General features: G+C 61.6%; 23 protein-coding genes. 18 read left to right on the top strand and 5 right to left on the bottom strand.

Features of this window, described 5'->3' with window-relative positions; all coding sequences use genetic code 11:
- Window positions 1-12: 12 nt before the first annotated feature.
- Window positions 13-1,041: a cytochrome-c peroxidase gene (locus LO50_RS10935; RefSeq protein ID WP_038657144.1), complete on the bottom strand. Its 1,029-nt coding sequence runs from the start codon at window positions 1,039-1,041 to the stop codon at window positions 13-15.
- A 276-nt stretch (window positions 1,042-1,317) separates the two neighbouring features.
- On the opposite strand from LO50_RS10935, the gene LO50_RS10940 reads away from it, so the two are divergent.
- The 7 genes from LO50_RS10940 to bamJ all read left to right on the top strand — a co-directional run bounded on the left by LO50_RS10940 (window position 1,318) and on the right by bamJ (window position 7,763).
- On the top strand, window positions 1,318-3,756 hold the full coding sequence (locus tag LO50_RS10940; RefSeq protein ID WP_044315007.1) for a Lon protease family protein: 2,439 nt from the start codon (window positions 1,318-1,320) through the stop codon (window positions 3,754-3,756).
- A gap of 175 nt (window positions 3,757-3,931) precedes the next feature.
- Window positions 3,932-4,267: a PA4575 family protein gene (locus tag LO50_RS10945; protein ID WP_014821453.1), complete on the top strand. Its 336-nt coding sequence runs from the start codon at window positions 3,932-3,934 to the stop codon at window positions 4,265-4,267.
- 166 nt (window positions 4,268-4,433) lie between these two features.
- Window positions 4,434-4,922: a TIGR00645 family protein gene (locus tag LO50_RS10950; protein ID WP_003302125.1), complete on the top strand. Its 489-nt coding sequence runs from the start codon at window positions 4,434-4,436 to the stop codon at window positions 4,920-4,922.
- 90 nt (window positions 4,923-5,012) lie between these two features.
- Window positions 5,013-5,318, top strand: a complete 306-nt coding sequence (locus tag LO50_RS10955; protein WP_014821452.1) for a DUF6482 family protein — start codon at window positions 5,013-5,015, stop codon at window positions 5,316-5,318.
- Window positions 5,319-5,376: 58 nt separating this feature from the next.
- Entirely contained in the window at window positions 5,377-6,912 is a 1,536-nt protein-coding gene (locus LO50_RS10960) for a cryptochrome/photolyase family protein (RefSeq protein WP_044315008.1), read from the top strand.
- Window positions 6,909-7,049 (top strand): DUF2256 domain-containing protein, encoded by a 141-nt coding sequence (locus LO50_RS24130; RefSeq protein ID WP_080902094.1) that lies wholly within the window; start codon window positions 6,909-6,911, stop codon window positions 7,047-7,049. Before LO50_RS10960 ends, LO50_RS24130 begins: the two co-directional genes overlap by 4 nt.
- A 96-nt stretch (window positions 7,050-7,145) precedes the next feature.
- Window positions 7,146-7,763: a BamJ family beta-barrel-assembly machinery protein gene (bamJ, locus tag LO50_RS10965; RefSeq protein WP_014821449.1), complete on the top strand. Its 618-nt coding sequence runs from the start codon at window positions 7,146-7,148 to the stop codon at window positions 7,761-7,763.
- 117 nt (window positions 7,764-7,880) lie between these two features.
- On the opposite strand, the gene LO50_RS10970 is transcribed toward bamJ, so the two are convergent.
- Both LO50_RS10970 and LO50_RS10975 read right to left on the bottom strand, forming a co-directional pair.
- Entirely contained in the window at window positions 7,881-8,108 is a 228-nt protein-coding gene (locus LO50_RS10970) for a PA4570 family protein (protein WP_003302130.1), read from the bottom strand.
- Between the two features lie 147 nt (window positions 8,109-8,255).
- A complete protein-coding gene (locus LO50_RS10975) occupies window positions 8,256-9,224 on the bottom strand; it encodes a polyprenyl synthetase family protein (RefSeq protein WP_041014886.1) in 969 nt (322 codons plus the stop codon).
- A 242-nt stretch (window positions 9,225-9,466) separates the two neighbouring features.
- On the opposite strand from LO50_RS10975, the gene rplU reads away from it, so the two are divergent.
- The 5 genes from rplU to LO50_RS11000 all read left to right on the top strand — a co-directional run bounded on the left by rplU (window position 9,467) and on the right by LO50_RS11000 (window position 13,154).
- On the top strand, window positions 9,467-9,778 hold the full coding sequence (gene rplU / locus LO50_RS10980; RefSeq protein ID WP_003302133.1) for a 50S ribosomal protein L21: 312 nt from the start codon (window positions 9,467-9,469) through the stop codon (window positions 9,776-9,778).
- 35 nt (window positions 9,779-9,813) lie between these two features.
- Window positions 9,814-10,071 carry a 50S ribosomal protein L27 gene (gene rpmA, locus LO50_RS10985; protein ID WP_003281574.1) on the top strand — a complete coding sequence of 86 codons (258 nt, stop codon included), beginning with the start codon at window positions 9,814-9,816 and terminating at the stop codon, window positions 10,069-10,071.
- A gap of 169 nt (window positions 10,072-10,240) precedes the next feature.
- Window positions 10,241-11,458: an Obg family GTPase CgtA gene (gene cgtA / locus LO50_RS10990; protein WP_044315009.1), complete on the top strand. Its 1,218-nt coding sequence runs from the start codon at window positions 10,241-10,243 to the stop codon at window positions 11,456-11,458.
- A 105-nt stretch (window positions 11,459-11,563) separates the two neighbouring features.
- Window positions 11,564-12,682, top strand: coding sequence for a glutamate 5-kinase (proB, locus tag LO50_RS10995; RefSeq protein ID WP_014821447.1), 1,119 nt, complete (start codon window positions 11,564-11,566; stop codon window positions 12,680-12,682).
- Between the two features lie 7 nt (window positions 12,683-12,689).
- A complete protein-coding gene (locus LO50_RS11000) occupies window positions 12,690-13,154 on the top strand; it encodes a CreA family protein (RefSeq protein WP_044315010.1) in 465 nt (154 codons plus the stop codon).
- 88 nt (window positions 13,155-13,242) lie between these two features.
- Here LO50_RS11000 and rpsT read toward each other — a convergent pair whose 3' ends face one another.
- Window positions 13,243-13,521, bottom strand: a complete 279-nt coding sequence (gene rpsT / locus LO50_RS11005) for a 30S ribosomal protein S20 (protein WP_003281567.1) — start codon at window positions 13,519-13,521, stop codon at window positions 13,243-13,245.
- Window positions 13,522-13,743: 222 nt separating this feature from the next.
- Between rpsT and murJ the strand changes: the two genes are divergently transcribed.
- The 6 genes from murJ to ispH all read left to right on the top strand — a co-directional run bounded on the left by murJ (window position 13,744) and on the right by ispH (window position 21,192).
- Window positions 13,744-15,291, top strand: a complete 1,548-nt coding sequence (gene murJ, locus LO50_RS11010; protein ID WP_044315011.1) for a murein biosynthesis integral membrane protein MurJ — start codon at window positions 13,744-13,746, stop codon at window positions 15,289-15,291.
- A gap of 84 nt (window positions 15,292-15,375) precedes the next feature.
- The gene (ribF, locus tag LO50_RS11015) at window positions 15,376-16,326 is read left to right on the top strand and encodes a bifunctional riboflavin kinase/FAD synthetase (RefSeq protein WP_044315012.1); all 951 of its coding nucleotides are present in this window, start codon (window positions 15,376-15,378) and stop codon (window positions 16,324-16,326) included.
- A 1-nt stretch (window position 16,327) separates the two neighbouring features.
- Window positions 16,328-19,159, top strand: coding sequence for an isoleucine--tRNA ligase (gene ileS / locus LO50_RS11020; protein WP_044315013.1), 2,832 nt, complete (start codon window positions 16,328-16,330; stop codon window positions 19,157-19,159).
- A gap of 36 nt (window positions 19,160-19,195) precedes the next feature.
- A complete protein-coding gene (lspA, locus tag LO50_RS11025) occupies window positions 19,196-19,699 on the top strand; it encodes a signal peptidase II (protein ID WP_044315014.1) in 504 nt (167 codons plus the stop codon).
- Window positions 19,692-20,129, top strand: coding sequence for an FKBP-type peptidyl-prolyl cis-trans isomerase (locus LO50_RS11030; RefSeq protein WP_014595906.1), 438 nt, complete (start codon window positions 19,692-19,694; stop codon window positions 20,127-20,129). Before lspA ends, LO50_RS11030 begins: the two co-directional genes overlap by 8 nt.
- 118 nt (window positions 20,130-20,247) lie before the next feature.
- Window positions 20,248-21,192, top strand: a complete 945-nt coding sequence (gene ispH / locus LO50_RS11035) for a 4-hydroxy-3-methylbut-2-enyl diphosphate reductase (protein WP_044315015.1) — start codon at window positions 20,248-20,250, stop codon at window positions 21,190-21,192.
- Window positions 21,193-21,282: 90 nt separating this feature from the next.
- On the opposite strand, the gene LO50_RS11040 is transcribed toward ispH, so the two are convergent.
- On the bottom strand, window positions 21,283-21,723 hold the full coding sequence (locus LO50_RS11040; protein ID WP_044315026.1) for a type IV pilin protein: 441 nt from the start codon (window positions 21,721-21,723) through the stop codon (window positions 21,283-21,285).
- Between the last annotated feature and the right edge of the window lie 14 nt (window positions 21,724-21,737).

Consider the following 21,737-nt stretch of genomic DNA (forward strand, 5'->3'; position numbering starts at 1 on the left):
AACGGGGAGCGATCACTCTGGCTTCGGAGTGTTCGCGGTGCTGGCGGGAAGTACCGGATAGGCGACTTGCGGCTGCTCGCCGGTCACGCTGTGCAGGAACGCGGTTATCGCGCTGACTTCGTCCTTGTCCAGTTTACGGCCCAGTTGGCTGTCACCCATGATGGCAACGGCCTGTTCGAGCTCCCAGACCTCACCGCTGTGGAAGTAAGGCGGGGTCAACGCGACATTGCGCAGCGGCGCGGCACGGAAGACGTACTCGTCGCTGGCGGTATTGGTCACCGCGAAGCGACCCTTGTCGCCGGTCGGCAGCACTTCGGCTCCGGGCTTCTTGATCACGCCGAAGGGAAAGTAACCCTGGCCACCAAGGTTGACGCCGTTGTGGCAGGAAGAGCAGCCGGCGTCCATGAACAGGGCGAGACCCTGCTTCTGCTTGTCGTCCAGCGCCCCGTCCTCACCCTTGAGGAAGCGGTCGAACGGCGAGTTCGGCGTGGTCAGGCTGACTTCGAAGGCTTCCAGGGCGTAGGCCATGTTGTCGAAACTGACCGGCTCCTTGTCGTTGGGGAAGGCCTTCTTGAACTCGGCGGCGTACTCCGGAATGCTCTGCAGCGTCGAGACGACACGCTCGGGCGTACTGTTCATTTCCACGCTTGCCTGGACCGGGCCCTTGGCCTGTTCCTGCAGATCCTTGGCGCGTCCGTCCCAGAACTGCGCGGCGTTGAATACGGCGTTCAGCACGGTGGGCGAGTTGCGCGGGCCCTTCTGCCAGCCGTGACCGATCGAGGTTGGCACGTTGTCGCTGCCGCCGATGCTCAGGTTGTGGCAGGTGTTGCAGCTGATGACGTGACTGCTGGACAGGCGCGGGTCGAACCAGAGCTTGTGACCGAGCATTGCCTGATCTTCGCTGACCTTCTGACCGCGGACCTCGGTGACCTTGTCGGGAATCGGTTTGAACATCGCGTTGGCGCGCTCACGCAGCTCATCTGCGTTCGCTGCGCTGGTCATTAGTAGGCTGCTAAGCAATAGCGGAATAGAGGGGCGCATCACGGAAGCTCCTTTTGTGTTGGCTGGCTCTAGGAGGCGCCTTTTCGTCAAGCGACCGCTTGACCTGCATCAAGGCGGTCGGGCGTAGTGGGCGCGACGAAATGTTTCTGCTTGTGTCGATTCGCAGTCGGCTCGCGATTTCCATCCATGTGCCTCGGCTATGCAGCGTCGTGGCGAGGCTGGGTTAGCCGGGTATCAGCCTTGCGGCGCGACCGGCGCAGCGCCAGAATGACGGCATCAATCGTGGCCAACGAGCCACCCCAGCAAGGATTCCCGATGCCTGAAACTGTCGCTGCCGGCTTGCGCCTGGCACCCGATGCGCTGACCCGTCCCTTCGAGCCCAGCCAATTCAACTTCAACGACACCTCTGAACTGGAGCCGTTTCTCGGTGTGCTCGGCCAGGAGCGCGCGGTCGAGGCGCTGCAGTTCGGCGTGGCCATGCCGCGTCCGGGATACAACGTCTACGTGATGGGAGAGCCGGGCACCGGACGCTTCTCGTTCGTACGGCGCTACCTCAAGGCCGAAGGCAAGCGTCTGGATACGCCGTCGGACTGGGTTTACGTGAACAACTTCGACGAGCCTCGCGAGCCGCGTGTGCTGGAGTTGCCTCACGGCGGCGCAACGGCGTTCATCGCCGATATCAATCAGTTGATCGACAACCTGCTGGCGACCTTTCCGGCGGTATTCGAGCATCCGAGTTTCCAGCAGAAGAAGAGCGCCATCGACCGCGGCTTCAATCAGCGCTACGACAAGGCGCTGGATGTGATCGAGAAGCTCGCCCTGGAAAAGGAGATCGCTCTCTATCGCGACAGCACCAATATCGCCTTCACGCCCATGAAGGAAGGCAAGGCGCTGGACGAAACCGAGTTCGCCCAGCTGCCCGAAGCCGAGCGCGAGCGTTATCACGAAGACATTTCCGGGCTGGAAGTGCGTCTGAACGAGGAGCTCGCCAGCTTGCCGCAGTGGAAGCGCGAGTCGACCAACCAGCTGCGCCAGCTCAATGACGAGACCATCAGCCAGGCACTGCAGCCGCTGCTGGCACCGTTGTCGGAGAAGTATGCGGAGAACGCCGGTATCGAAGCGTACCTGCAGGCCGTGCAGGTCAATCTGCTGAAGACTGTGGTCGAGCAGCTGGTGGACGAAAACCGTCCGGAAGCGCAGAACCGTGTATTGCTGGAAGAGCAATACAGCCCGAGCCTAGTGGTCGGTCACCCGGTTGATGGTGGCGCGCCGGTGGTGTTCGAGCCGCACCCGACCTACGACAATCTGTTCGGTCGCATCGAGTACAACACCGATCAGGGCGCACTCTACACCAGCTATCGCCAGTTGCGTCCAGGTGCGCTGCACCGCGCCAACGGCGGCTTCCTGATGCTGGAGGCGGAAAAGCTGCTCAGCGAGCCCTTCGTCTGGGAAGCGCTCAAGCGCGCCCTGCAATCGCGCAAGCTGAAGATGGAATCGCCACTCGCCGAGCTCGGCCGCCTGGCCACCGTGACGCTGACGCCGCAGGTCATTCCGCTGCACGTGAAGGTCATCATCATCGGTTCGCGCCAGCTCTATTACACGCTGCAGGATCTGGATCCGGACTTCCAGGAGATGTTCCGCGTGCTGGTCGATTTCGACGAGGACATCCCGCTGGCCGAGGATAGCCTCGAGCAGTTCGCCCAACTGATGAAGACCCGTACCTCGGAAGAGGGCATGGCACCGCTTACTGCCGCGGCCGTCGCCCGTCTGGCGACCTACAGTGCACGCCTGGCCGAGCATCAGGGGCGGCTGTCGGCGCGTATCGGCGATCTGTTCCAGCTGGTCAGCGAGGCTGATTTCATCCGCCAGCTGGCCAAGGATGAGGTTACCGATGTCGGCCATATCGAGCGTGCACTGAAGGCCAAGGCCACGCGCACCGGTCGCGTCTCGGCGAGGATTCTCGAAGACATCCTGGCCGGAGTGATTCTGATCGACAGCGAAGGTGCGGCGATCGGCAAGTGCAACGGGCTGACCGTACTGGAAGTCGGCGACTCGGCATTCGGCATGCCGGCGCGCATCTCTGCCACCGTCTATCCCGGTGGTTCGGGGATCGTCGACATCGAGCGCGAGGTCAATCTCGGTCAACCGATTCACTCCAAGGGCGTGATGATCCTCACCGGCTACCTCGGCAGCCGCTACGCCCAAGAGTTTCCGCTGGAAATCTCGGCAAGCATCGCGCTCGAGCAGTCCTACGGCTACGTCGACGGTGACAGTGCCTCGCTGGGTGAGTGCTGCGCGCTGATCTCGGCGCTCTCACGCACGCCGCTCAAGCAATGCTTCGCCATCACCGGCTCGATCAACCAGTTCGGTGAAGTGCAGGCGGTCGGCGGGGTCAACGAGAAGATCGAGGGCTTTTTCCGCCTGTGCGAGGCACGCGGGCTGACCGGCGAGCAGGGGGTAATCATTCCCTTCGCCAATGTCACCACGCTGATGCTCGACGAACGCGTGCTGGAGGCCGTACGCCAGCAGCAGTTCCACGTCTATGCTGTCAGGCAGGTGGACGAAGCGTTGTCGCTGCTGGTCGGTGAAGATGTGGGTACAACCAACGAGCAGGGCCATTTCCCCAAGGGCAGCGTGAATGCCCGGGTGGTCGAGCGGTTGCGCGACATTGCCGAGATCGAGCTTGAGGAAGAAGGCAAGAGCGAGCCGGCACAAGCGGAGCAAGGAGCGTCCGAGTCCGAGGGGAGCAAGTAACGCTCGCCATTGTGCGGTTTTTGAACGGAACGATAGCGCGCGCGGCGGGTCTGCAGTGGAGGAGGGCATCCACCCTCCATCCACAGGATTATCCACAGCTTCAGGGGATAAACAGGCTCTCGCGCTACATCCGCACAGGATGTTCCCGCGTCGGCCCGACGCGAGGACTGCCGTCATGCCACACAATCTTTGTCTGAACCGCCAGTGCCTGGGCCTGGTTACCCGAATCGAATGCGTCATACGCCCGCTTGCCGGCGGCAATGGGCTGTGGACATTGCTCTGTGCGGCTGGACTTGCAGACGGGCAGCCCACGGCAATCAAGGTCCAGGGCCCATTCCATGGGCCTGCGATGGCCGAATCGGTCCTGGCGGCGATCGCCGACAACCTGATGGGGCAGGGCTACTGCGAATCCGATGACCCGTCCATCTGGCAGTTGCACATGCAGGCTGAGCTGCGTCGAGTGAACGCCAACCAGGCGCGCTTTCTCGGTGGCTGGGAGTCGCGCCCCTAAGCGTGCCTCATTGCAAACCGTTCGCGTTTCTGGCTGGCTGCAGCGGCGCCTCACCGGAGCCGATGAATTTCTTATCCACATGCGCCAAACGCACCTTGGCCTGCCTTGGTGCGCTCGGCGCGGCTGCGTATACTCGCGCCTTCCTCATTTTCTGCTGTGAGACCTCATGGAGCGCATCCTCGAAAATGCCATGTACGCTGCCCGCTGGCTGCTGGCGCCCATCTATTTCGGTCTGGCGTTCGCGCTGCTGGCGCTGGCGATCAAGTTCTTTCAGGAAATCTTCCATATCCTCCCGGCGATTCTCGCGCTCAGTGAGGCCGAGCTGATTCTCAAGCTCCTGTCGCTGATCGACATGGCGCTGGTTGGCGGGCTGCTGGTGATGGTGATGATCTCCGGCTACGAGAACTTCGTTTCTCAGCTCGATATCGAGGAAGGCAAGGAAAAGCTCGACTGGCTCGGCAAGATGGATTCCGGATCGCTGAAGATGAAGGTCGCTGCCTCCATCGTCGCAATCTCGTCGATTCACCTGCTACGCATGTTCATGGATGCCCAGCAGCTCGATAGCGAAAAGCTGATGTGGTACGTGATCATCCACCTGACCTTTGTGGTCTCGGCGTTCGCCATGGGCTATCTCGACAAGCTCACCAAGCACTGATCGTCCCTCCGCAGGTGCTAAACCTGAAAAGCTGTACAGAATTGGTTTTTTGTTAAATATTCTGTACTGCTTTTCAAATGGGCAAGCGCCATGAACCTTCAGAATCTCGCCACTCATGCCCACGCTGGGCGTATCGACGCTCTCGAGCTGATTTCGCTCGAGGGCGGCATCTATCTTCTCGACATCTACCTGCAGGGTCAGCGCCATAGTCTGATCGACGCGCGCGGCGATGTGTGGCATCTGCGGTCCGTCGAGCACGCTCGTGATCTGTTACGCGAGCTACCGGAGCTGCCCTTTCATCTGGTGCAGCAATCACCGTACGACGAGATGTGCGGTCTTGCCGAGGGCGTCCGCGAGCCGTTGCGCGTGCCGGTCGGCATGCGGTCCCAGTGGTGACGGCCGGCGGCAGGCGCGTCGGTAGCGCCCTGTTCGGTAAGCATCAAGAGAACTGGTCGTGAGCGTTGCCGCACTGCGCCTGGTGCTCGGCGACCAGTTGAGCTTCGAGCTCTCCGCCCTGGATGGGCTCGATCCGACGCGTGACCGGGTGCTGCTCGCTGAGGTCGCTGAAGAAGCCGGACACGTCCCGCATCACCCGCAGAAGATCATCTTTCTGTTCAGCGCCATGCGGCACTTCGCTGAGGCGTTGCGCAAACGCGGAATCACAGTGGATTACGTGACACTCGACGATCCTGCCAACAGCGGTTCGCTGGCCGGGGAGCTGGCGCGCTTCGCCGCATGGTATCGACCTGACGAAATCCATGTCACCGAGGCCGGTGACTGGCGGGTCGAACAGGCGCTCAAGAGCAGTGGGCTTTCGATCACCTGGCATGCCGACCGCCGCTTCCTCTGCTCGCGGACCGGGTTCGCCAGTTGGGCCAGTGGCAAGCGACAGCTGCGCATGGAGTTCTTCTATCGCGAGATGCGTCGCCAAACGGGCCTTCTGCTGAATCCGGATGGTACACCGGAGGGCGGTGTATGGAATCTCGATACGGACAACCGCAAGCCGCTGCCACGCGGATTGCACGGCCCGATCACCTTGCGCTTCGCCGCTGACGAAACCACGCGCGCTGTGCAGGCGTTGGTGAGCGAGCATTTCGCGCATCACTACGGCCGTCTGGACGGCTTCGATTACCCCGTCACCCACGCCGAGGCCGAACAGCTCTGGCTGCATTTTCTCGATTTCGGCTTGGCCGCTTTCGGTGACTACCAGGACGCCATGGCCAGCGGCGAACCGTTCCTGTTCCATGCGCGCGTCGGCGCCGCGCTCAACGTCGGCCTGCTTGACCTGCGCCGCCTGTGTGATGACGTGGATGCGGCCTACCGGCAGGGGCGAGTCGGGCTGAACGCTGCCGAGGGCTTCATTCGCCAGTTGATTGGCTGGCGTGAGTATGTGCGCGGTATCTATTGGTTGCAGATGCCTGACTATGCGCAACGCAATGCCCTCGGCAATTCCAGGCCGCTGCCGGGGTTCTACTGGACCGGGCAGACGCGCATGAACTGCATGCGCCAGGTGATCGGGCAGACGCTGGAGCATGCTTACGCTCACCATATCCAGCGGCTGATGGTGACCGGTAATTTCGCGCTGCTCGCCGGCATTGCGCCGCCCGCGCTGTGCGATTGGTACCTGGCGGTCTATATGGATGCGTTCGACTGGGTGGAACTGCCCAACGTGCTGGGCATGGTGCTACACGCCGACGGCGGCTACCTGGGCTCCAAGCCCTACTGTGCCAGTGGCCAGTACATCAAACGCATGTCCAACTATTGTCAGGATTGCTCTTACAAGGTGGGCGAGAGCACGACAGACGATGCCTGCCCGTTCAACGCGTTGTACTGGCACTTTCTCATGCGCCACCGCGAGCAGTTGCAGGGTAATCCGCGGATGAGCATGGTCTATCGCAACCTCGCGCGCATGGAAGGCAGCAAGCAGCAGGCGCTGTGGGAGCGTGGCGAGTCGCTGCTGGCGCGGCTGGATGCCGAGGACGCGCTGTGAGAAGGAAAGCGGACCTGCCATTCAAGTGCTGTGCCGCCTGCAACTTGCCGTTTGCCTGGCGAAAGAAGTGGTCGCGCTGCTGGGATGAGGTGCGTTATTGCTCCGAACGCTGTCGGCGCAATCGGCAGGGCAGGTAATGGAGGCACTGCCGGCGGCAATGCGGCGTGGGTGGCTGCGTCCGCTCGCTTCAGCTGTGCTAGGCTGGCCGACCTTTTTTCCTCTCGGAGCCCGGCATGACCGACCTCAATCTATCCACTGACGAAACCCGTGTGAGCTACGGCATCGGCCGCCAGCTGGGCGACCAGCTGCGTGACAATCCCCCGCCGGGCGTCAGTCTCGATGCGGTGATCGCCGGTATTCGTGATGCGTTTGCCGGTGTTGCCAGCCAGGTCAGCCCGGAAGCGCTGAACGCCAGCTTCGCGGTCATCCGTGAGCGCATGCAGGCTGAAGCGCAGCAGAAGGCTGAAGCCGCCGCCGCCGAAGGTCGCGCCTTCCTTGTCGAGAATGCCAAGCGCGAAGGCGTTGTGGTGCTGGAGTCGGGGCTGCAATACGAAGTGCTGACGACCGGTGAGGGCGCCAAACCGTCCCGCGAGGACAGTGTGCGCACGCATTACCACGGCACGCTGATCGACGGCAGTGTGTTCGACAGCTCCTATCAGCGTGGCCAGCCTGCCGAGTTCCCGGTAGGCGGCGTGATCGCCGGCTGGACCGAAGCACTACAGCTGATGAATGCCGGCAGCAAGTGGCGCCTGTATGTACCGAGCGAGCTGGCCTATGGTGCTCAGGGCGTTGGCAGTATCCCGCCGCACAGCACGCTGGTATTCGACGTCGAACTGCTGGACGTGCTCTGAGTCCGGCTGCTGGGGCGTAGCGTCTGTGGTCGGCGACTAATCGGTTACCGACAAGCTGCTGGTGAGCCCTGACCGCTTTGCCCGTGTGCGGCTCTCGATCTAGGTATTGCGTACTGGTCAGGGCCGCAGCGCGCGGGCATAGCTGAAGAGGAACAGGTTTCGAACCTGTTCCTTGAGCACGCAGGGTTCACTCGTGCTCAACTCCTGCACATCGAGATCACCTTGTTCTCGCAACTCTTCCAGTGCATCCCCTTCGAGTGAAACGCATACGGCGCCGGTATTCCGGTCGAGTATGCGCAGGTAGGGTTGCGGGCGATCCAGCCAGGCATCTATCAGATAAGTCATGCGTTACCTCCAAATCATTCTCGTAATGAGAATAATTGTTATTTGCAAATATGCAAGCGCAAATATTCCCCGATGAGGGTGGAGGTGAGGGGTCAACGGTCGAGGTGAAGGCTGCGCTCGAAGCGCAGCGTCGACATTGCTGGGGTGTCAGTGGGTGCGCGCCACGGCGAAGCGGCAGAGCTCGACCAGGGCATCACGATACTGATTCGCGGGAATCACTTCGAGGCAGGCAACGGCGCGTTCGGCATAGTCGCGGGCAAGCTTGGCGGTGTAGTCCAGCGCACCTGATGCCTCGACAGCGGCGCGGATGCTTTCCAGGTCTTCGAGGCCGCCTTTCTGGATGGCTTTGCGCACCAGAGCGGCCTGTTCGGCGGTACCTTCGCGCATGGTGTAGATCAGCGGAAGGGTAGGCTTGCCTTCGGCGAGGTCGTCACCGACGTTCTTGCCGAGGGTTTCCGCGTCGCCCTGGTAATCGAGCAGATCGTCGACCAGCTGGAAGGCGATGCCGAGGTGATCGCCGAAGGTGCGCAGCGCTTCACGCTGTTCCTCGCTGGCGCCGGCCAGGGTGGCGGCGCTGTGGGTCGAGGCTTCGAAGAGCATCGCGGTCTTGCCGCGGATGACCTCCATGTAGATTTCTTCGGTGGTGCTGGCGTCGCGGACCTTCGACAGCTGCAGTACTTCGCCTTCGGCAATGACGCGCGTTGCCTGGGAGATGATGCGCATCACCGGCATGGAATCCAGTTCCACCATCATTTCGAACGAACGTGCATATAGAAAGTCGCCAACCAGTACGCTTGGCGCATTGCCCCACAGGGCGTTGGCGGTGGAGCGGCCGCGGCGCATGCCGGACATGTCGACCACATCGTCATGTAGCAGCGTGGAGGTGTGCAGGAACTCGATGATGGCAGCCAGCAAGCGTAATTGATCGCCCTGATGCCCGAGTGCACTGCCGCTGAGCAGTACCAGCAGAGGGCGCAGGCGCTTGCCGCCGGCCGAGGTGATGTAGTCCCCGATCTTTTCCACCAGAGGAACGCGCGAAGTCAGTTGCTTGCGGATGATGCCGTCGACAGCGGCAAAATCGTCCGCCACAACTTGATAGAAAGGCTGGGGTTGCATCGGGGACTCCTCGCAGATTGCGCGGCATGCTAGGGGGCGGGTCTGGCACTGTCAAGGCAACTCCAGTTGGCTATTGCGCGGGGTGTATCGCATGCGTACAATCGCGGACCCTGAACTTCCCCCTGGGCATTTCCCTGCCTTACGCAATTGCACGGGCGTCACCTTCCGGCCCCATGCAGCCATGCCAGCCACTAATCATTCTTTCAAAGCGCTGGGTGAGCAGGATCAACGGAGATACACAGATGTACGCAGTTATCGTAACCGGCGGCAAGCAATACAAGGTCGCCGAAGGCGAATACCTCAAGATTGAAAAACTCGAAGTTGCGACTGGCGAAGCTGTCACTTTTGACCGCGTTCTGCTGATCGGCAACGGCGATGATGTAAAGATCGGCGCTCCGGTGGTCGATGGTGCCAAGGTTACCGCTGAAGTGATCGCCCAGGGCCGTCACGACAAGGTCACCATCATCAAATTCCGCCGTCGTAAGCACCACATGAAGCGTCAGGGCCACCGTCAGTGGTTCACTGAGGTCAAAATCACCGGTATTCAGGGCTAATCGGGCCTGAATCCCCTTATAGGAGTATTGAACTCATGGCACACAAAAAAGCTGGCGGTTCTACCCGCAACGGTCGCGACTCAGAAGCCAAACGCCTTGGCGTGAAGATGTACGGCGGCCAGGCCATCAAGGCCGGCAACATCATCGTGCGTCAGCGCGGCACCCAGTTCCATGCCGGTTACGGCGTTGGCATGGGTAAGGATCACACCCTGTTCGCAAAAGTGGAAGGCGTGATCAAATTCGAAGTGAAGGGCGCTTTTGGCCGTCGCTACGTGAGCGTCGTCGCAGCCTAACTGCGTCGTTGCTGGAAAAGCCCTGTCATGCGACGGGGCTTTTTTGTTTCTGTATCCTGTGAGGCTCTTGCAAAGAACTGCTCGGTGCTCATTCAGTTTTCGCTGGGTTTTTTGCAAGACCCTTACGTTTCTTGTTTCCTAAGCCCGTCCTGCGACGGGAGGCGTTCCCATGAAATTCGTCGATGAAGTATCGATTTTTGTAAAGGCCGGCGACGGCGGCAACGGCATGATGAGCTTTCGTCGTGAGAAGTTCATCGAAAAGGGTGGCCCCAACGGCGGCGATGGCGGTGACGGCGGTTCGGTGTATCTGGAGGCCGACGAGAACCTCAACACGCTGGTGGACTACCGCTACACCCGTCGCTTCAATGCGCAGAACGGGCAGAAGGGCGGTAGTGCCGACTGTACAGGCGCCAAGGGTGAGGATCTTGTCCTGCCGGTGCCGGTTGGTACCACCATCATCGATGCGGCTACCCAGGAGATCATGGGCGATCTCACCAAGCCGGGGCAGCGCCTGCTGGTGGCTCAAGGCGGCTGGCATGGGCTGGGCAATACGCGCTTCAAGTCCAGCACCAATCGCGCGCCGCGGCAAACCACGCCGGGCAAGCCGGGTGATGCTCGTGATCTCAAGCTCGAGCTGAAGGTGTTGGCGGATGTCGGCCTGCTGGGCTTGCCGAATGCCGGCAAGAGCACCTTCATTCGCTCGGTGTCGGCGGCCAAGCCCAAGGTCGCTGACTACCCGTTCACCACGCTGGTGCCGAACCTCGGTGTTGTCAGCGTTGGACGCTACAAGAGCTTCGTGATTGCCGACATTCCGGGGCTCATCGAGGGGGCGGCCGAAGGCGCGGGGCTGGGGATTCGCTTCCTCAAGCACTTGGCGCGTACTCGCCTGCTGCTGCACCTGGTGGATATGGCTCCGTTAGATGGTAGCGACCCGGCTGATGCGGCGGAGGTGATCCTGCATGAGCTGGAGAAGTTCAGCCCGGCGCTGACGCAGCGCGATCGCTGGTTGGTGCTGAACAAGGCTGATCAGCTGCTGGAAGACGAGCGTGAGCAACGTGTCCGGCAGGTGGTCGAGCGTTTGGACTGGAAGGGTCCTGTATTCGTCATCTCCGCGCTGGAGAGCGAGGGTACCGAGGCGCTGAGTCAGGCGATCATGCGTTATCTGGATGAGCGCACTGTGCGCATCGCCGAAGAGCCTGATTACGCCGAGGCCCTGGCCGAGCTCGATCGCCAGATCGAGGATGAGGCGCGGGCCCGCTTGCAGGAGCTGGATGATCAGCGTGCGTTGCGCCGCGCTGGCGTCAAGGCGGCCGATGAGGTCGAAGACGACGACTTCGATGACGATGATGATGACGAGGGTGGTGCCGAGATCATCTACGTGCGCTAAGTCGAACCCCGGGCCGCTGCGCGGCCTGGTCAGGCGAGTGGTCGGTGGGCTGCCTCGTGCGCAGTCCGATCCGGAAGTGTTTTGGCCGTATAGAAGGCGGGAACAATGCGGGACAAGGTGAGCGGTGCGCGGCGCTGGGTGGTCAAGATCGGCAGTGCGCTGCTGACCGCCGACGGCCGCGGGCTCGATCAGGCTGCGATGGCGGTCTGGGTCGATCAGATGGTGGCCTTGCGCGAGGCAGGTGTGGAGCTCGTGCTGGTGTCGTCGGGTGCGGTTGCTGCGGGCATGAGTCGTCTTGGCTGGAGCTCTCGACCGAAGGCTGTGCATGAGTTGCAGGCGGCCGCCGCTGTCGGACAGATGGGCTTGATTCGCGCCTGGGAATCCAGCTTCGCTCGCTGCGATCAGCAGACGGCGCAAATTCTCGTCACCCACGACGATCTCTCGGACCGCAAGCGCTATCTCAATGCGCGCAGCACGCTGCGTACGCTCATTGATCTCGGTGTGGTGCCGGTCATCAACGAGAACGACACGGTGGTCACTGACGAAATCCGCTTTGGCGACAACGACACGCTTGCTGCACTGGTCGCCAACCTGGTCGAGGCCGATCTGCTGGTCATCCTGACCGACCGGGACGGCATGTTCGACGCCGATCCGCGTTTCAATCCTCAAGCCAATCTCATCAGTGAGGCGCGCGCCGACGATCCTGCGTTGGATGCAGTGGCTGGCGGCACGGGAGGGGCGCTGGGGCGTGGCGGCATGCAGACCAAGCTTCGTGCGGCGCGCTTGGCAGCGCGCTCTGGCGCGCATACGGTGATCGTTGGTGGGCGCATCGAGCAGGTGCTGGCGCGGCTCAAGGCGGGTGATCGCCTGGGGACGCTGCTGGCGCCGGAGTGCAGTCGGCATGCGGCGCGCAAGCAATGGTTGGCCGGGCACCTGCAGACTCGTGGCACGCTGACGCTGGACGACGGTGCTGTGCACGCGCTGCGTCAGGGCAATCGCAGCCTGCTGCCGGTTGGGGTCAGGGCTGTGCAGGGGGCGTTTCGTCGTGGCGAGATGGTCGTCTGTGTCGGTCCGCAGGGTTCGGAGGTCGCGCGCGGTCTGGTGAACTACAGTGCAGCCGAGGCGCAGCGCATCCTTGGGCGGCCATCAGATGAAATTGAAAAGCTGCTCGGGTATGTCGACGAGCCGGAGCTTATCCATCGCGACAACATGATTCTGGTCTGAGGTGAGGATGCGTTTAGCCAATTTTTCGCTGGTTTTTGGGTTGCTCATCCCTTCGCTGGCGTTCGCCGAGCAGATCGGTGAGGTGGATACGGTCTTCAAGTGGCTCGGGCCGAATCACAAGATCGTCGTGGAGGCGTTCGACGATCCCTTGGTAGATGGTGTGACCTGCTATCTGTCTCGCGCCAAGACCGGTGGGATCAAGGGCGGGCTGGGGCTCGCGGAGGATCGTGCCGAGGCGTCCATCGCCTGTCGCCAGGTGGGGCCGATTCGCATCAACGGCAAGCTCAAAGATGGCGATGTAGTGTTCAAGGAGCGCACCTCGCTGGTGTTCAAGACCATGCAGGTGGTGCGCTTCTTTGATGAGTCGCGTAATACCTTGGTTTATCTGGTCTACAGCGATCGCGTCATCGAGGGTAGCCCGCAGAATGCGGTGACGGCGATTCCGATTCTGCCTTGGCCGGTTGCGCCGTAATTTGCGCATCGGCCCATCCTTCGCGAGTGGGGCAAAATTTGGGCATAAAAAAACCGGCGCTAGGCCGGTTTTTTTCAAGAACCTGCAGTTAGGCTGCAGCAGCTTCGCCGAGGGCCTTGATGTGGCCGTTCAGGCGGCTCTTGTGACGAGCAGCTTTGTTCTTGTGGATGATGCCTTTGTCGGCCATGCGGTCAATGACCGGCACAGCAGCAGTGTAGGCTGTGCGAGCCTTGTCCAGGTCTTTGGCGTCGATGGCCTTGACCACATTCTTGATGTAGGTACGAACCATGGAGCGCAAGCTGGCATTGTGGCTGCGACGCTTCTCAGCCTGAATTGCGCGTTTTTTGGCGGAAGGGCTGTTGGCCACCGTCGAACTCCTCGAAAACTTGGGGGATTGCAAAGCAAATAAGGCCGCGAATCATGCCGACGCGAAGGGCGCTTGTCAAGCCCGGTCGAATGGCTTGAGAAGCTGGTCGGACAGAAGGGCTGCGGCTAAACTCGCCGCCTCTTTTCGTGTCGTAACTGGCCATCGATCCGGCCGGCGCTGAGCGTTCGGTCGATCAATCTCGCTGCAATTCTAGGAAGACAAATGTCCGAAAAAACCGGCAAGGGCGGATTGTTGCGCTCCAGCGCCGTGGTCAGTGTCATGACCCTGCTGTCACGCGTGTTGGGCATGGTACGCGATATGGTCGTCGCCAGCTACTTCGGTTCGGGGGCTGCGGCCGACGCGTTCTTCATTGCGTTCAAGATTCCCAACTTTCTGCGCCGGCTGTTTGCCGAGGGTGCATTCGCTCAGGCGTTCGTGCCGGTGCTTTCGGAATATCGCACCAAGCGCACGCTGCAGGACGTCAAGCAGTTGGTGGATCGCACCGCCGGTATGCTCGGGCTCATCCTTGCCGGGCTGACTGCGCTGGGCGTGCTGTTTGCGCCCTATGTGGTAATGGTCTTCGCGCCCGGCTTTCATGATGATCCGGGGAAGATGCAGCTGGCTGGCGAGCTGCTGCGCATCACCTTTCCCTACCTGATGCTGATCTCGCTGACGGCTTTCACCTCGGGGGTGCTGAACAGCTACGGCTATTTCGCGGTGCCCGGATTCACGCCTGTGCTGCTCAATGTCTGCATGATCATGTCGGCGGTGTTCCTGACCCCGTATTTCGATCAGCCGATCATGGCGCTGGCCTGGGGCGTGTTCATTGCCGGTTTCGCCCAGCTGGCCTTCCAGCTGCCGTATGTCGCCAAGCTTCGCCTGCTGCCGCGGCCAAAGGTAAAGCGGGGTGACGAGGGCGTTCGACGCATCATGCTGCTGATGGTGCCGGCGCTGTTCGGTGTCTCGGTCAGTCAGATCAATCTGTTGCTGGATACAGTGCTGGCTTCCTTTCTGCAGACCGGCAGCGTGTCCTGGTTGTATTACGCCGATCGCCTGTCAGAGCTGCCGTTGGGGGCGTTTGGCATCGCGATTGGCACGGTGATCTTGCCGAGCTTGTCGCGCCAGCATGCCGGAGACGATCCAAAGGCGTTCTCCGCAACGGTCGATTGGGCATTGCGCATGGTGCTGCTGGTAGGCGTTCCCGCTGCGCTGGCGCTGGGTATTCTCGCCGAGCCAATGATCGCCAGCCTGTTCTATTACGGCGCCATGAGCGAGGAGGCGGTGGTGCAATCGGCCAGGGCGCTGCAGGCCTATTCTCTCGGCGTGCTGGCGTTCATGCTGATCAAGGTGCTGGCGCCGGGTTTCTTCGCTCGTCAGGATCTGAAGACGCCGGTACGCGTCGCGGTCATTTGCATGGTCGCGAACATGGTAATGAACCTGATCCTGATCTGGCCGTTACAGCATGTCGGGCTGGCGCTGGCGACTTCGTTGTCGTCGATGCTCAACGCTGTGCTGCTGTTCTGGGGGCTGTACAAGGTTGGCGTCTACCGTCCTGCACCGGGCTGGTGGCTGTTCGGGTTACGCCTGGCAGCTGCCTGTGCGGCGATGGTGGCGACGGTCTGGTGGCTTAACGTGCCGGCGCAGGAGTGGTTCGTCTGGGGCTGGCAGCAGCGAGCGCTGCGGTTGGGGATTCTCGTTTGCGCAGGGCTCGCGGCATTCGCCGCCGGGTTGTTGCTGACCGGGCTGCGACCGCGGCATTTGCGGCATTGATCGACGATTCACGGGCGGAGCAAACCTGTCCGGGATGCGCGGCACGTGCGTATAATCGGCCACTTTTCAAGCAAGAAGTGCGGTATGCAGCTGGTTCGAGGCCTTCACAATCTGCGACCCCGGCATCGGGGCTGCGTCGCCACCATCGGCAATTTCGACGGCGTGCACCGGGGGCATCAGGCCATCCTGGCGCGGCTGCGCGAGCGTGCGGCCGAATTGGGCCTGCCCAGCTGCGTAGTGATCTTCGAGCCGCAACCGCGTGAGTTCTTTTCGCCGGACAAGGCGCCAGCGCGGCTCACCCGCTTGCGTGAAAAACTGCAGCTGTTGAGCGAGCAGGGCGTCGATCTGGTGTTGTGTCTGGCCTTCAATCGCCGCCTGCGAGAGCTGAGTGCCGCTGAATTCGTCCACGCCACGCTGGTGGAAGGGTTGGGTGTACGGCATTTGGAAGTCGGTGACGATTTCCGTTTCGGTTGCGACCGCGCCGGCGATTTCGACTTCCTGCTCAAGGCCGGCGCGGCCGAAGGCTTCTCGGTCGAGGCCGCCACCACCATTGAGGTGGACGGCGAGCGGGTCAGTAGCACGCGGCTGCGTCAGGTGCTGGCGGAGGGTGACCTGGCCTGCGCCGAAGCACTGCTCGGCAGACCGTTCGGTATCACTGGCCGGGTCATGCACGGGCAGAAACTGGGCCGCCAGCTCGGCGCGCCAACTGCCAATGTGCAGCTCAAACGCCGCAACACGCCGCTGAGTGGCGTGTTTCTGGTCAGTCTCGATCTGGACGACAAGTCGCTTGCCGGTGTCGCCAACATCGGCATGCGACCCACGGTCGAAAGTGACGGTAAACCACACTTGGAAGTGCATCTGCTCGATTATCAGGGCGACCTGTATGGGCGTCTGGTGCAGGTCACCTTCCATCGCAAGCTGCGCGACGAGCAGCGTTTCGCCTCGCTGGAGGCGCTCAAGACGGCGATCGAAGCCGACATCGCCGCTGCCCGCGATTACTGGCGGGCTTCACCACTCATGACGAGCCAGGACTGAAATGACCGATTACAAAGCGACCCTCAATCTGCCGTCCACGGCATTTCCGATGAAGGCCGGTCTGCCACAGCGCGAGCCGGAGATTCTGCAGCGCTGGAACAGCATTGACCTGTACCGGAAGCTGCGGCAGATCGGCGAAGGTCGCCCGAAGTTCGTCCTGCACGATGGCCCGCCGTATGCCAACGGCAATATTCACATTGGCCACGCGGTGAACAAGGTGATCAAGGACATGATCGTCCGCTCGCGCACCCTGGCTGGTTTCGACGCGCCCTATGTGCCGGGTTGGGATTGCCACGGTCTGCCGATCGAGCACAAGGTCGAGACCACCTTCGGCAAGAACCAGCCGGCCGATCTGACCCGCGAGCGTTGCCGTGCCTACGCGGCCGAACAGATCGAAGGGCAGAAGGCCGACTTCATCCGCCTCGGCGTCCTGGGTGACTGGGACAACCCGTACAAGACCATGGACTTTGCCAATGAGGCGGGAGAAATCCGCGCCCTGGCCAAACTTGTCGAAGGCGGTTTCGTCTTCAAGGGCCTGAAGCCGGTGAACTGGTGCTTCGACTGCGGTTCGGCGCTGGCCGAGGCGGAGGTCGAATATCAGGACAAGAAATCCGATGCCATCGACGTCGCCTTCGAGGTCGAGGATGCCGACAAGCTGGCTGCTGCGTTCGGTCTGCCGAATCTGGCCAAGCCTGCCAGCATCGTGATCTGGACCACCACGCCCTGGACCATTCCGGCGAACCAGGCACTGAACGTGCACCCCGAGTTCGTCTATGCGCTGGTCGACACCGGCGAGCGCTTGCTGGTGCTGGCCGAGGAACTGGTCGAGTCCTGCCTGCAGCGCTACGGTCTGGCTGGTGAAATCATCGCCCGTTGCGAAGGCAAGGTGCTGGAGCTGATCCGCTTCCGTCATCCGTTCTACGAGCGCTTCGCCCCGATTTACCTGGCCGATTACGTTGAAACCGGTGCCGGTACCGGTATCGTCCACTCGGCGCCGGCCTACGGCGAGGACGACTTCCGCTCCTGCAAGCACTACGGGATGGAGAACGACGACATCCTCGGCCCGGTGCAGAGCAACGGCGTCTACGTCTCCGACCTGCCGTTCTTTGGTGGCCAGTTCATCTGGAAAGCCAACCCGGCTATTGTCGAGAAGCTCGCCGAGGTCGGCGCGCTGCTCAAGCACGAGTCGATCCAGCACAGCTACATGCACTGCTGGCGGCACAAGACGCCGCTGATCTACCGCGCTACGGCGCAGTGGTTCGTCGGTATGGACAAGGTCGCCCACGACGGCAGCTCGCTGCGCCGCCGTGCACTGGATGCCATCGAGCAGACCGAGTTCGTCCCTGCCTGGGGCCAGGCGCGCCTGCACGGCATGATCGCCGGGCGCCCGGACTGGTGCATCTCGCGCCAGCGCACCTGGGGCGTGCCGATCCCGTTTTTCCTGCACAAGGAAAGCGGCGAGCTGCACCCGCGTACCGTCGAGCTGATGGAAGCCGTGGCGCAGCGTGTGGAGCAGGGCGGTATCGAGGCCTGGTCGAAGCTCGACGCAGCCGAGTTGCTCGGCGGCGAAGCGGCGCAGTACGAGAAGATCACCGACACCCTCGATGTCTGGTTCGATTCCGGCACCACCCACTGGCATGTGATGCGCGGCTCGCACCCCATGGGTCACGAAAGCGGCCCGCGTGCCGATCTCTATCTGGAAGGCTCCGACCAGCATCGCGGCTGGTTCCATTCATCGCTGCTGACCGGCGCGGCCATCGACGGTCATGCACCGTACAAGGGCCTGCTGACCCACGGCTTCACCGTGGACGAGAACGGCCGCAAGATGTCCAAGTCCCTCGGCAACGTCATCGCGCCGCAGGAAATTACCGACAGCATGGGCGCCGACATCCTGCGTCTGTGGGTCTCGGCCACCGACTATTCCGGCGAGATGGCGGTATCCAAGCAGATCCTGCAGCGCAGCGCCGATGCCTACCGTCGTATCCGCAACACCGCACGCTTCCTGCTCTCGAATCTCGACGGCTTCGATCCCGCGCAGCACATGGTGCCGAATGATCAGCTGATCGCCCTGGACCGCTGGGCCATCGACCGCGCACTGCTGCTGCAGCAGGAGATCGAGGAGGCCTACACTACCTATCGCTTCTGGAACGTCTACCAGAAGGTGCACAACTTCTGCGTGCAGGAGTTGGGCGGCTTCTATCTGGACATCATCAAGGACCGCCAATACACCACTGGTGCGGACAGCCTGCCGCGTCGCTCCTGCCAGACCGCGCTGTATCACATCGCCGAGGCGCTGGTGCGCTGGATCGCGCCGATCCTGGCCTTCACCGCCGAGGAAATCTGGCAGTACCTGCCGGGCGAGCGCAACGAATCGGTGATGCTCAATACCTATTACACGGGCCTGACCGCGCTACCACAGGACGCCGAGCTGGATCGCGCTTTCTGGGACAAGGTCATGGCGGTCAAGACCGCGGTGAACAAGGAGCTGGAAAACCAGCGTGCGGCCAAGACCATTGGCGGCAATCTGCAGGCGGAAGTCACGCTGTATGCAGAAGGCGCGTTGGCTGCGGAGTTGGCCAAGCTGGGCAACGAGCTGCGCTTCGTGCTGATCACCTCTGCCGTAGATATCGCACCACTGGCTCAGGCCCCAGCCGAGGCCGTGGAGAGCGAGCTGGCCGGCCTCAAGCTGGTGGTCCGCAAGACCGGACATAGCAAGTGCGGTCGTTGCTGGCACCATCTGCCGGACGTTGGCACGCATGCCGAGCATCCGGACATCTGCGGTCGCTGTGTGGAGAATATCGAAGGTGCTGGTGAGGTTCGTCACTATGCGTGATGTGCGCCGGACGATCAGCGAGCCGGAGGCTGTGCAATGAGTGCGCGTTTCGGTCGGCTCGCCTGGCTGTGGCTCAGTGTGCTGGTGATCGCCTTCGATCAGGCGACCAAACACTACTTTGAGGCCAACTTCAGCCTGTACCAGAAGGTCGACGTGATTCCGGGCTACTTCGCCTGGACGCTGGCGTACAACACGGGGGCGGCGTTCAGCTTCCTTGCCGATCATGGCGGCTGGCAGCGTTGGCTGTTTGCGGTGATCGCAGTTGGCGTCAGTGTCGTGCTGGTGGTCTGGCTGAAGCGGCTGAAAGCAAACGAAACCTGGCTGGCAGTAGCGTTGGCGCTCGTGTTGGGCGGCGCGCTGGGCAATCTCTATGATCGCGTGGTGTTAGGCCATGTAGTCGATTTCATTCTGGTGCATTGGCAGAACCGCTGGTATTTCCCCGCGTTCAATATCGCTGATAGCGCCATCACCGTCGGTGCCGTCATGCTGGCGCTGGACATGTTCAAGGGCAACAAGACCGGAGAAGCTGCACATGACTGAACAGCGCATTGGGCCGGACAAGGAAGTCACCCTGCATTTCGCGCTTGGCCTGGAAACGGGCGAGCTGGTCGACAGCACGTTCGACAAGAAACCGGCCACTTTCAAGGTGGGCGATGGCAACTTGCTGCCGGGTTTCGAGCAGCAGCTCTATGGACTGAAGGCTGGTGACAAGCGCACTCTGCAGATTGCTCCGGAGCAGGGCTTCGGCCAGGTCAACCCGCAGAACGTCCAGGTCATGCCGCGCAGCCAGTTCGCCGGGATGGAGCTCTCCGAAGGCTTGATGGTGAGCTTTCAGGACGCGGCCCGCACCGAGCTGCCAGGGGTGGTGAAGGCCTTCGATGACAATCAGGTCACTGTCGACTTCAACCATCCTCTGGCTGGCAAGACCCTGACGTTCGAAGTCGAAATCATCGACGTCAAACCGGTGTAACCGGCTCGCAGTCGGCGGAGGCGTTCGCGTCCGCTGGCTGACGAAGGGCACCCGAGAAAGCCCGCACGTATCGCGTTACACTCCCCCGTCATCAAGCCTTCGCGTGCCGAGATCAATCATGCAAATCAAACTCGCCAATCCCCGCGGCTTCTGCGCTGGCGTCGATCGCGCCATCGAAATCGTCAACCGTGCTCTGGAAGTCTTCGGCCCGCCGATCTATGTACGGCATGAAGTGGTGCACAACAAGTTCGTGGTGGAAGACCTGCGTGCGCGTGGGGCGATCTTTGTCGAAGAGCTCGATCAGGTGCCGGACGACGTTATTGTCATCTTCAGTGCCCATGGTGTTTCCCAGGCTGTGCGGCTCGAAGCGGAGAAGCGCGGATTGAAGGTCTTCGATGCCACCTGTCCGCTGGTGACCAAGGTGCATCTGGAAGTTGCCAAGTACAGCCGTGATGGGCGCGAATGTATCCTGATTGGGCATCAGGGCCACCCGGAAGTTGAAGGCACCATGGGGCAATACGATTCGCGTAACGGCGGTTCGATCTACCTGGTGGAGGACGAGGAAGACGTCGCGAAGCTGCAGGTACGTAACCCCGAGGCGCTAGCCTTCGTCACCCAGACCACGCTCTCTATGGATGATACCAGCCGTGTCATCGACGCATTGCGCAGCAAGTTTCCAAGCATTGGCGGCCCGCGCAAGGATGACATCTGCTACGCCACTCAGAACCGCCAGGATGCGGTGAAGCAGCTCGCTGACGAATGCGACGTGGTGCTTGTGGTGGGCAGCCCCAATAGCTCCAACTCTAACCGCCTGCGCGAGTTGGCGGAGCGCATGAGCACACCGGCCTATCTCATAGACGGCGCCGAAGACCTCAAGCGTGAATGGTTCGAGAACATCGAGCGCATCGGCATCACCGCGGGCGCTTCAGCGCCCGAAGTGTTGGTGCGTGGGGTGATCGAGCAGCTCCGAGAGTGGGGTGCCACAGGCATGGACGAGCTGGAAGGGCGACCGGAGAACGTCACGTTCTCCATGCCGAAGGAGTTACGGGTGAGGGCTGTTTGACTTGCTTCGTATCTTGTTCAACAAACTGGGGCCTTTAACAGGCCCCAGTTTTTGTTTCAGCTAAAGGGCGTTGCTCGCTCAATTGAAGACTTAGCGCCAACACTCCGCTGCAGTCTTCCCGCTGCCGCTCCTGTCTTTGGCGCCCAGGGCGTTAAGGGTTAGGTTGCCGCACTTGGTGTCGCCGAATTTTTGCTTTGCGGTCAGCGTATATCCGCCGTCAATGGGCCGAGGAGGGCTTCCTCCGTCAGTGATGACCTCTACAGCTAGCTCGTACTTACCAGTTTCCGAGGTATTACCGTTCTTCAACCCAAGCTTTGCTATGTCGGCGTCTGAAGTGATATAGGCATTGTTCTGCCCGAAGTAACGCTCCTGCCGAGCGGATGCATCGCTCAGCAGGGCTTGGCCTTCGGTGCGGTTACCGCGCTTGACGTACTCGTCATAGCTTGGATAGGCAATCGCTGCCAGGATACCGATGATGGCGACCACGATCATGAGCTCAATCAGAGTGAAACCGCGCTCGGTACGCTTCATGGACTGCTCCGTCA

It is taken from the genome of Stutzerimonas stutzeri (genome assembly GCF_000935215.1).
Classification (GTDB): Bacteria; Pseudomonadota; Gammaproteobacteria; order Pseudomonadales; family Pseudomonadaceae; genus Stutzerimonas.

Excerpts from the sequence above, each read along its gene's own strand:
- rplU (WP_003302133.1), top strand. The coding sequence starts at position 9,467 with ATGTACGCAGTTATCGTAACCGGCGGCAAGCAATACAAGGTCGCCGAA.
- LO50_RS11030 (WP_014595906.1), top strand. The coding sequence starts at position 19,692 with ATGACTGAACAGCGCATTGGGCCGGACAAGGAAGTCACCCTGCATTTC.
- LO50_RS10940 (WP_044315007.1), top strand. The coding sequence starts at position 1,318 with ATGCCTGAAACTGTCGCTGCCGGCTTGCGCCTGGCACCCGATGCGCTG.
- rpmA (WP_003281574.1), top strand. The coding sequence starts at position 9,814 with ATGGCACACAAAAAAGCTGGCGGTTCTACCCGCAACGGTCGCGACTCA.
- proB (WP_014821447.1), top strand. The coding sequence starts at position 11,564 with ATGCGGGACAAGGTGAGCGGTGCGCGGCGCTGGGTGGTCAAGATCGGC.
- LO50_RS10970 (WP_003302130.1), bottom strand. The coding sequence starts at position 8,108 with ATGACTTATCTGATAGATGCCTGGCTGGATCGCCCGCAACCCTACCTG.
- LO50_RS10945 (WP_014821453.1), top strand. The coding sequence starts at position 3,932 with ATGCCACACAATCTTTGTCTGAACCGCCAGTGCCTGGGCCTGGTTACC.
- LO50_RS10950 (WP_003302125.1), top strand. The coding sequence starts at position 4,434 with ATGGAGCGCATCCTCGAAAATGCCATGTACGCTGCCCGCTGGCTGCTG.
- LO50_RS11040 (WP_044315026.1), bottom strand. The coding sequence starts at position 21,723 with ATGAAGCGTACCGAGCGCGGTTTCACTCTGATTGAGCTCATGATCGTG.
- ileS (WP_044315013.1), top strand. The coding sequence starts at position 16,328 with ATGACCGATTACAAAGCGACCCTCAATCTGCCGTCCACGGCATTTCCG.
- lspA (WP_044315014.1), top strand. The coding sequence starts at position 19,196 with ATGAGTGCGCGTTTCGGTCGGCTCGCCTGGCTGTGGCTCAGTGTGCTG.
- ispH (WP_044315015.1), top strand. The coding sequence starts at position 20,248 with ATGCAAATCAAACTCGCCAATCCCCGCGGCTTCTGCGCTGGCGTCGAT.
- LO50_RS10955 (WP_014821452.1), top strand. The coding sequence starts at position 5,013 with ATGAACCTTCAGAATCTCGCCACTCATGCCCACGCTGGGCGTATCGAC.
- ribF (WP_044315012.1), top strand. The coding sequence starts at position 15,376 with ATGCAGCTGGTTCGAGGCCTTCACAATCTGCGACCCCGGCATCGGGGC.
- murJ (WP_044315011.1), top strand. The coding sequence starts at position 13,744 with ATGTCCGAAAAAACCGGCAAGGGCGGATTGTTGCGCTCCAGCGCCGTG.
- LO50_RS10975 (WP_041014886.1), bottom strand. The coding sequence starts at position 9,224 with ATGCAACCCCAGCCTTTCTATCAAGTTGTGGCGGACGATTTTGCCGCT.
- LO50_RS11000 (WP_044315010.1), top strand. The coding sequence starts at position 12,690 with ATGCGTTTAGCCAATTTTTCGCTGGTTTTTGGGTTGCTCATCCCTTCG.
- bamJ (WP_014821449.1), top strand. The coding sequence starts at position 7,146 with ATGACCGACCTCAATCTATCCACTGACGAAACCCGTGTGAGCTACGGC.
- LO50_RS10935 (WP_038657144.1), bottom strand. The coding sequence starts at position 1,041 with ATGCGCCCCTCTATTCCGCTATTGCTTAGCAGCCTACTAATGACCAGC.
- cgtA (WP_044315009.1), top strand. The coding sequence starts at position 10,241 with ATGAAATTCGTCGATGAAGTATCGATTTTTGTAAAGGCCGGCGACGGC.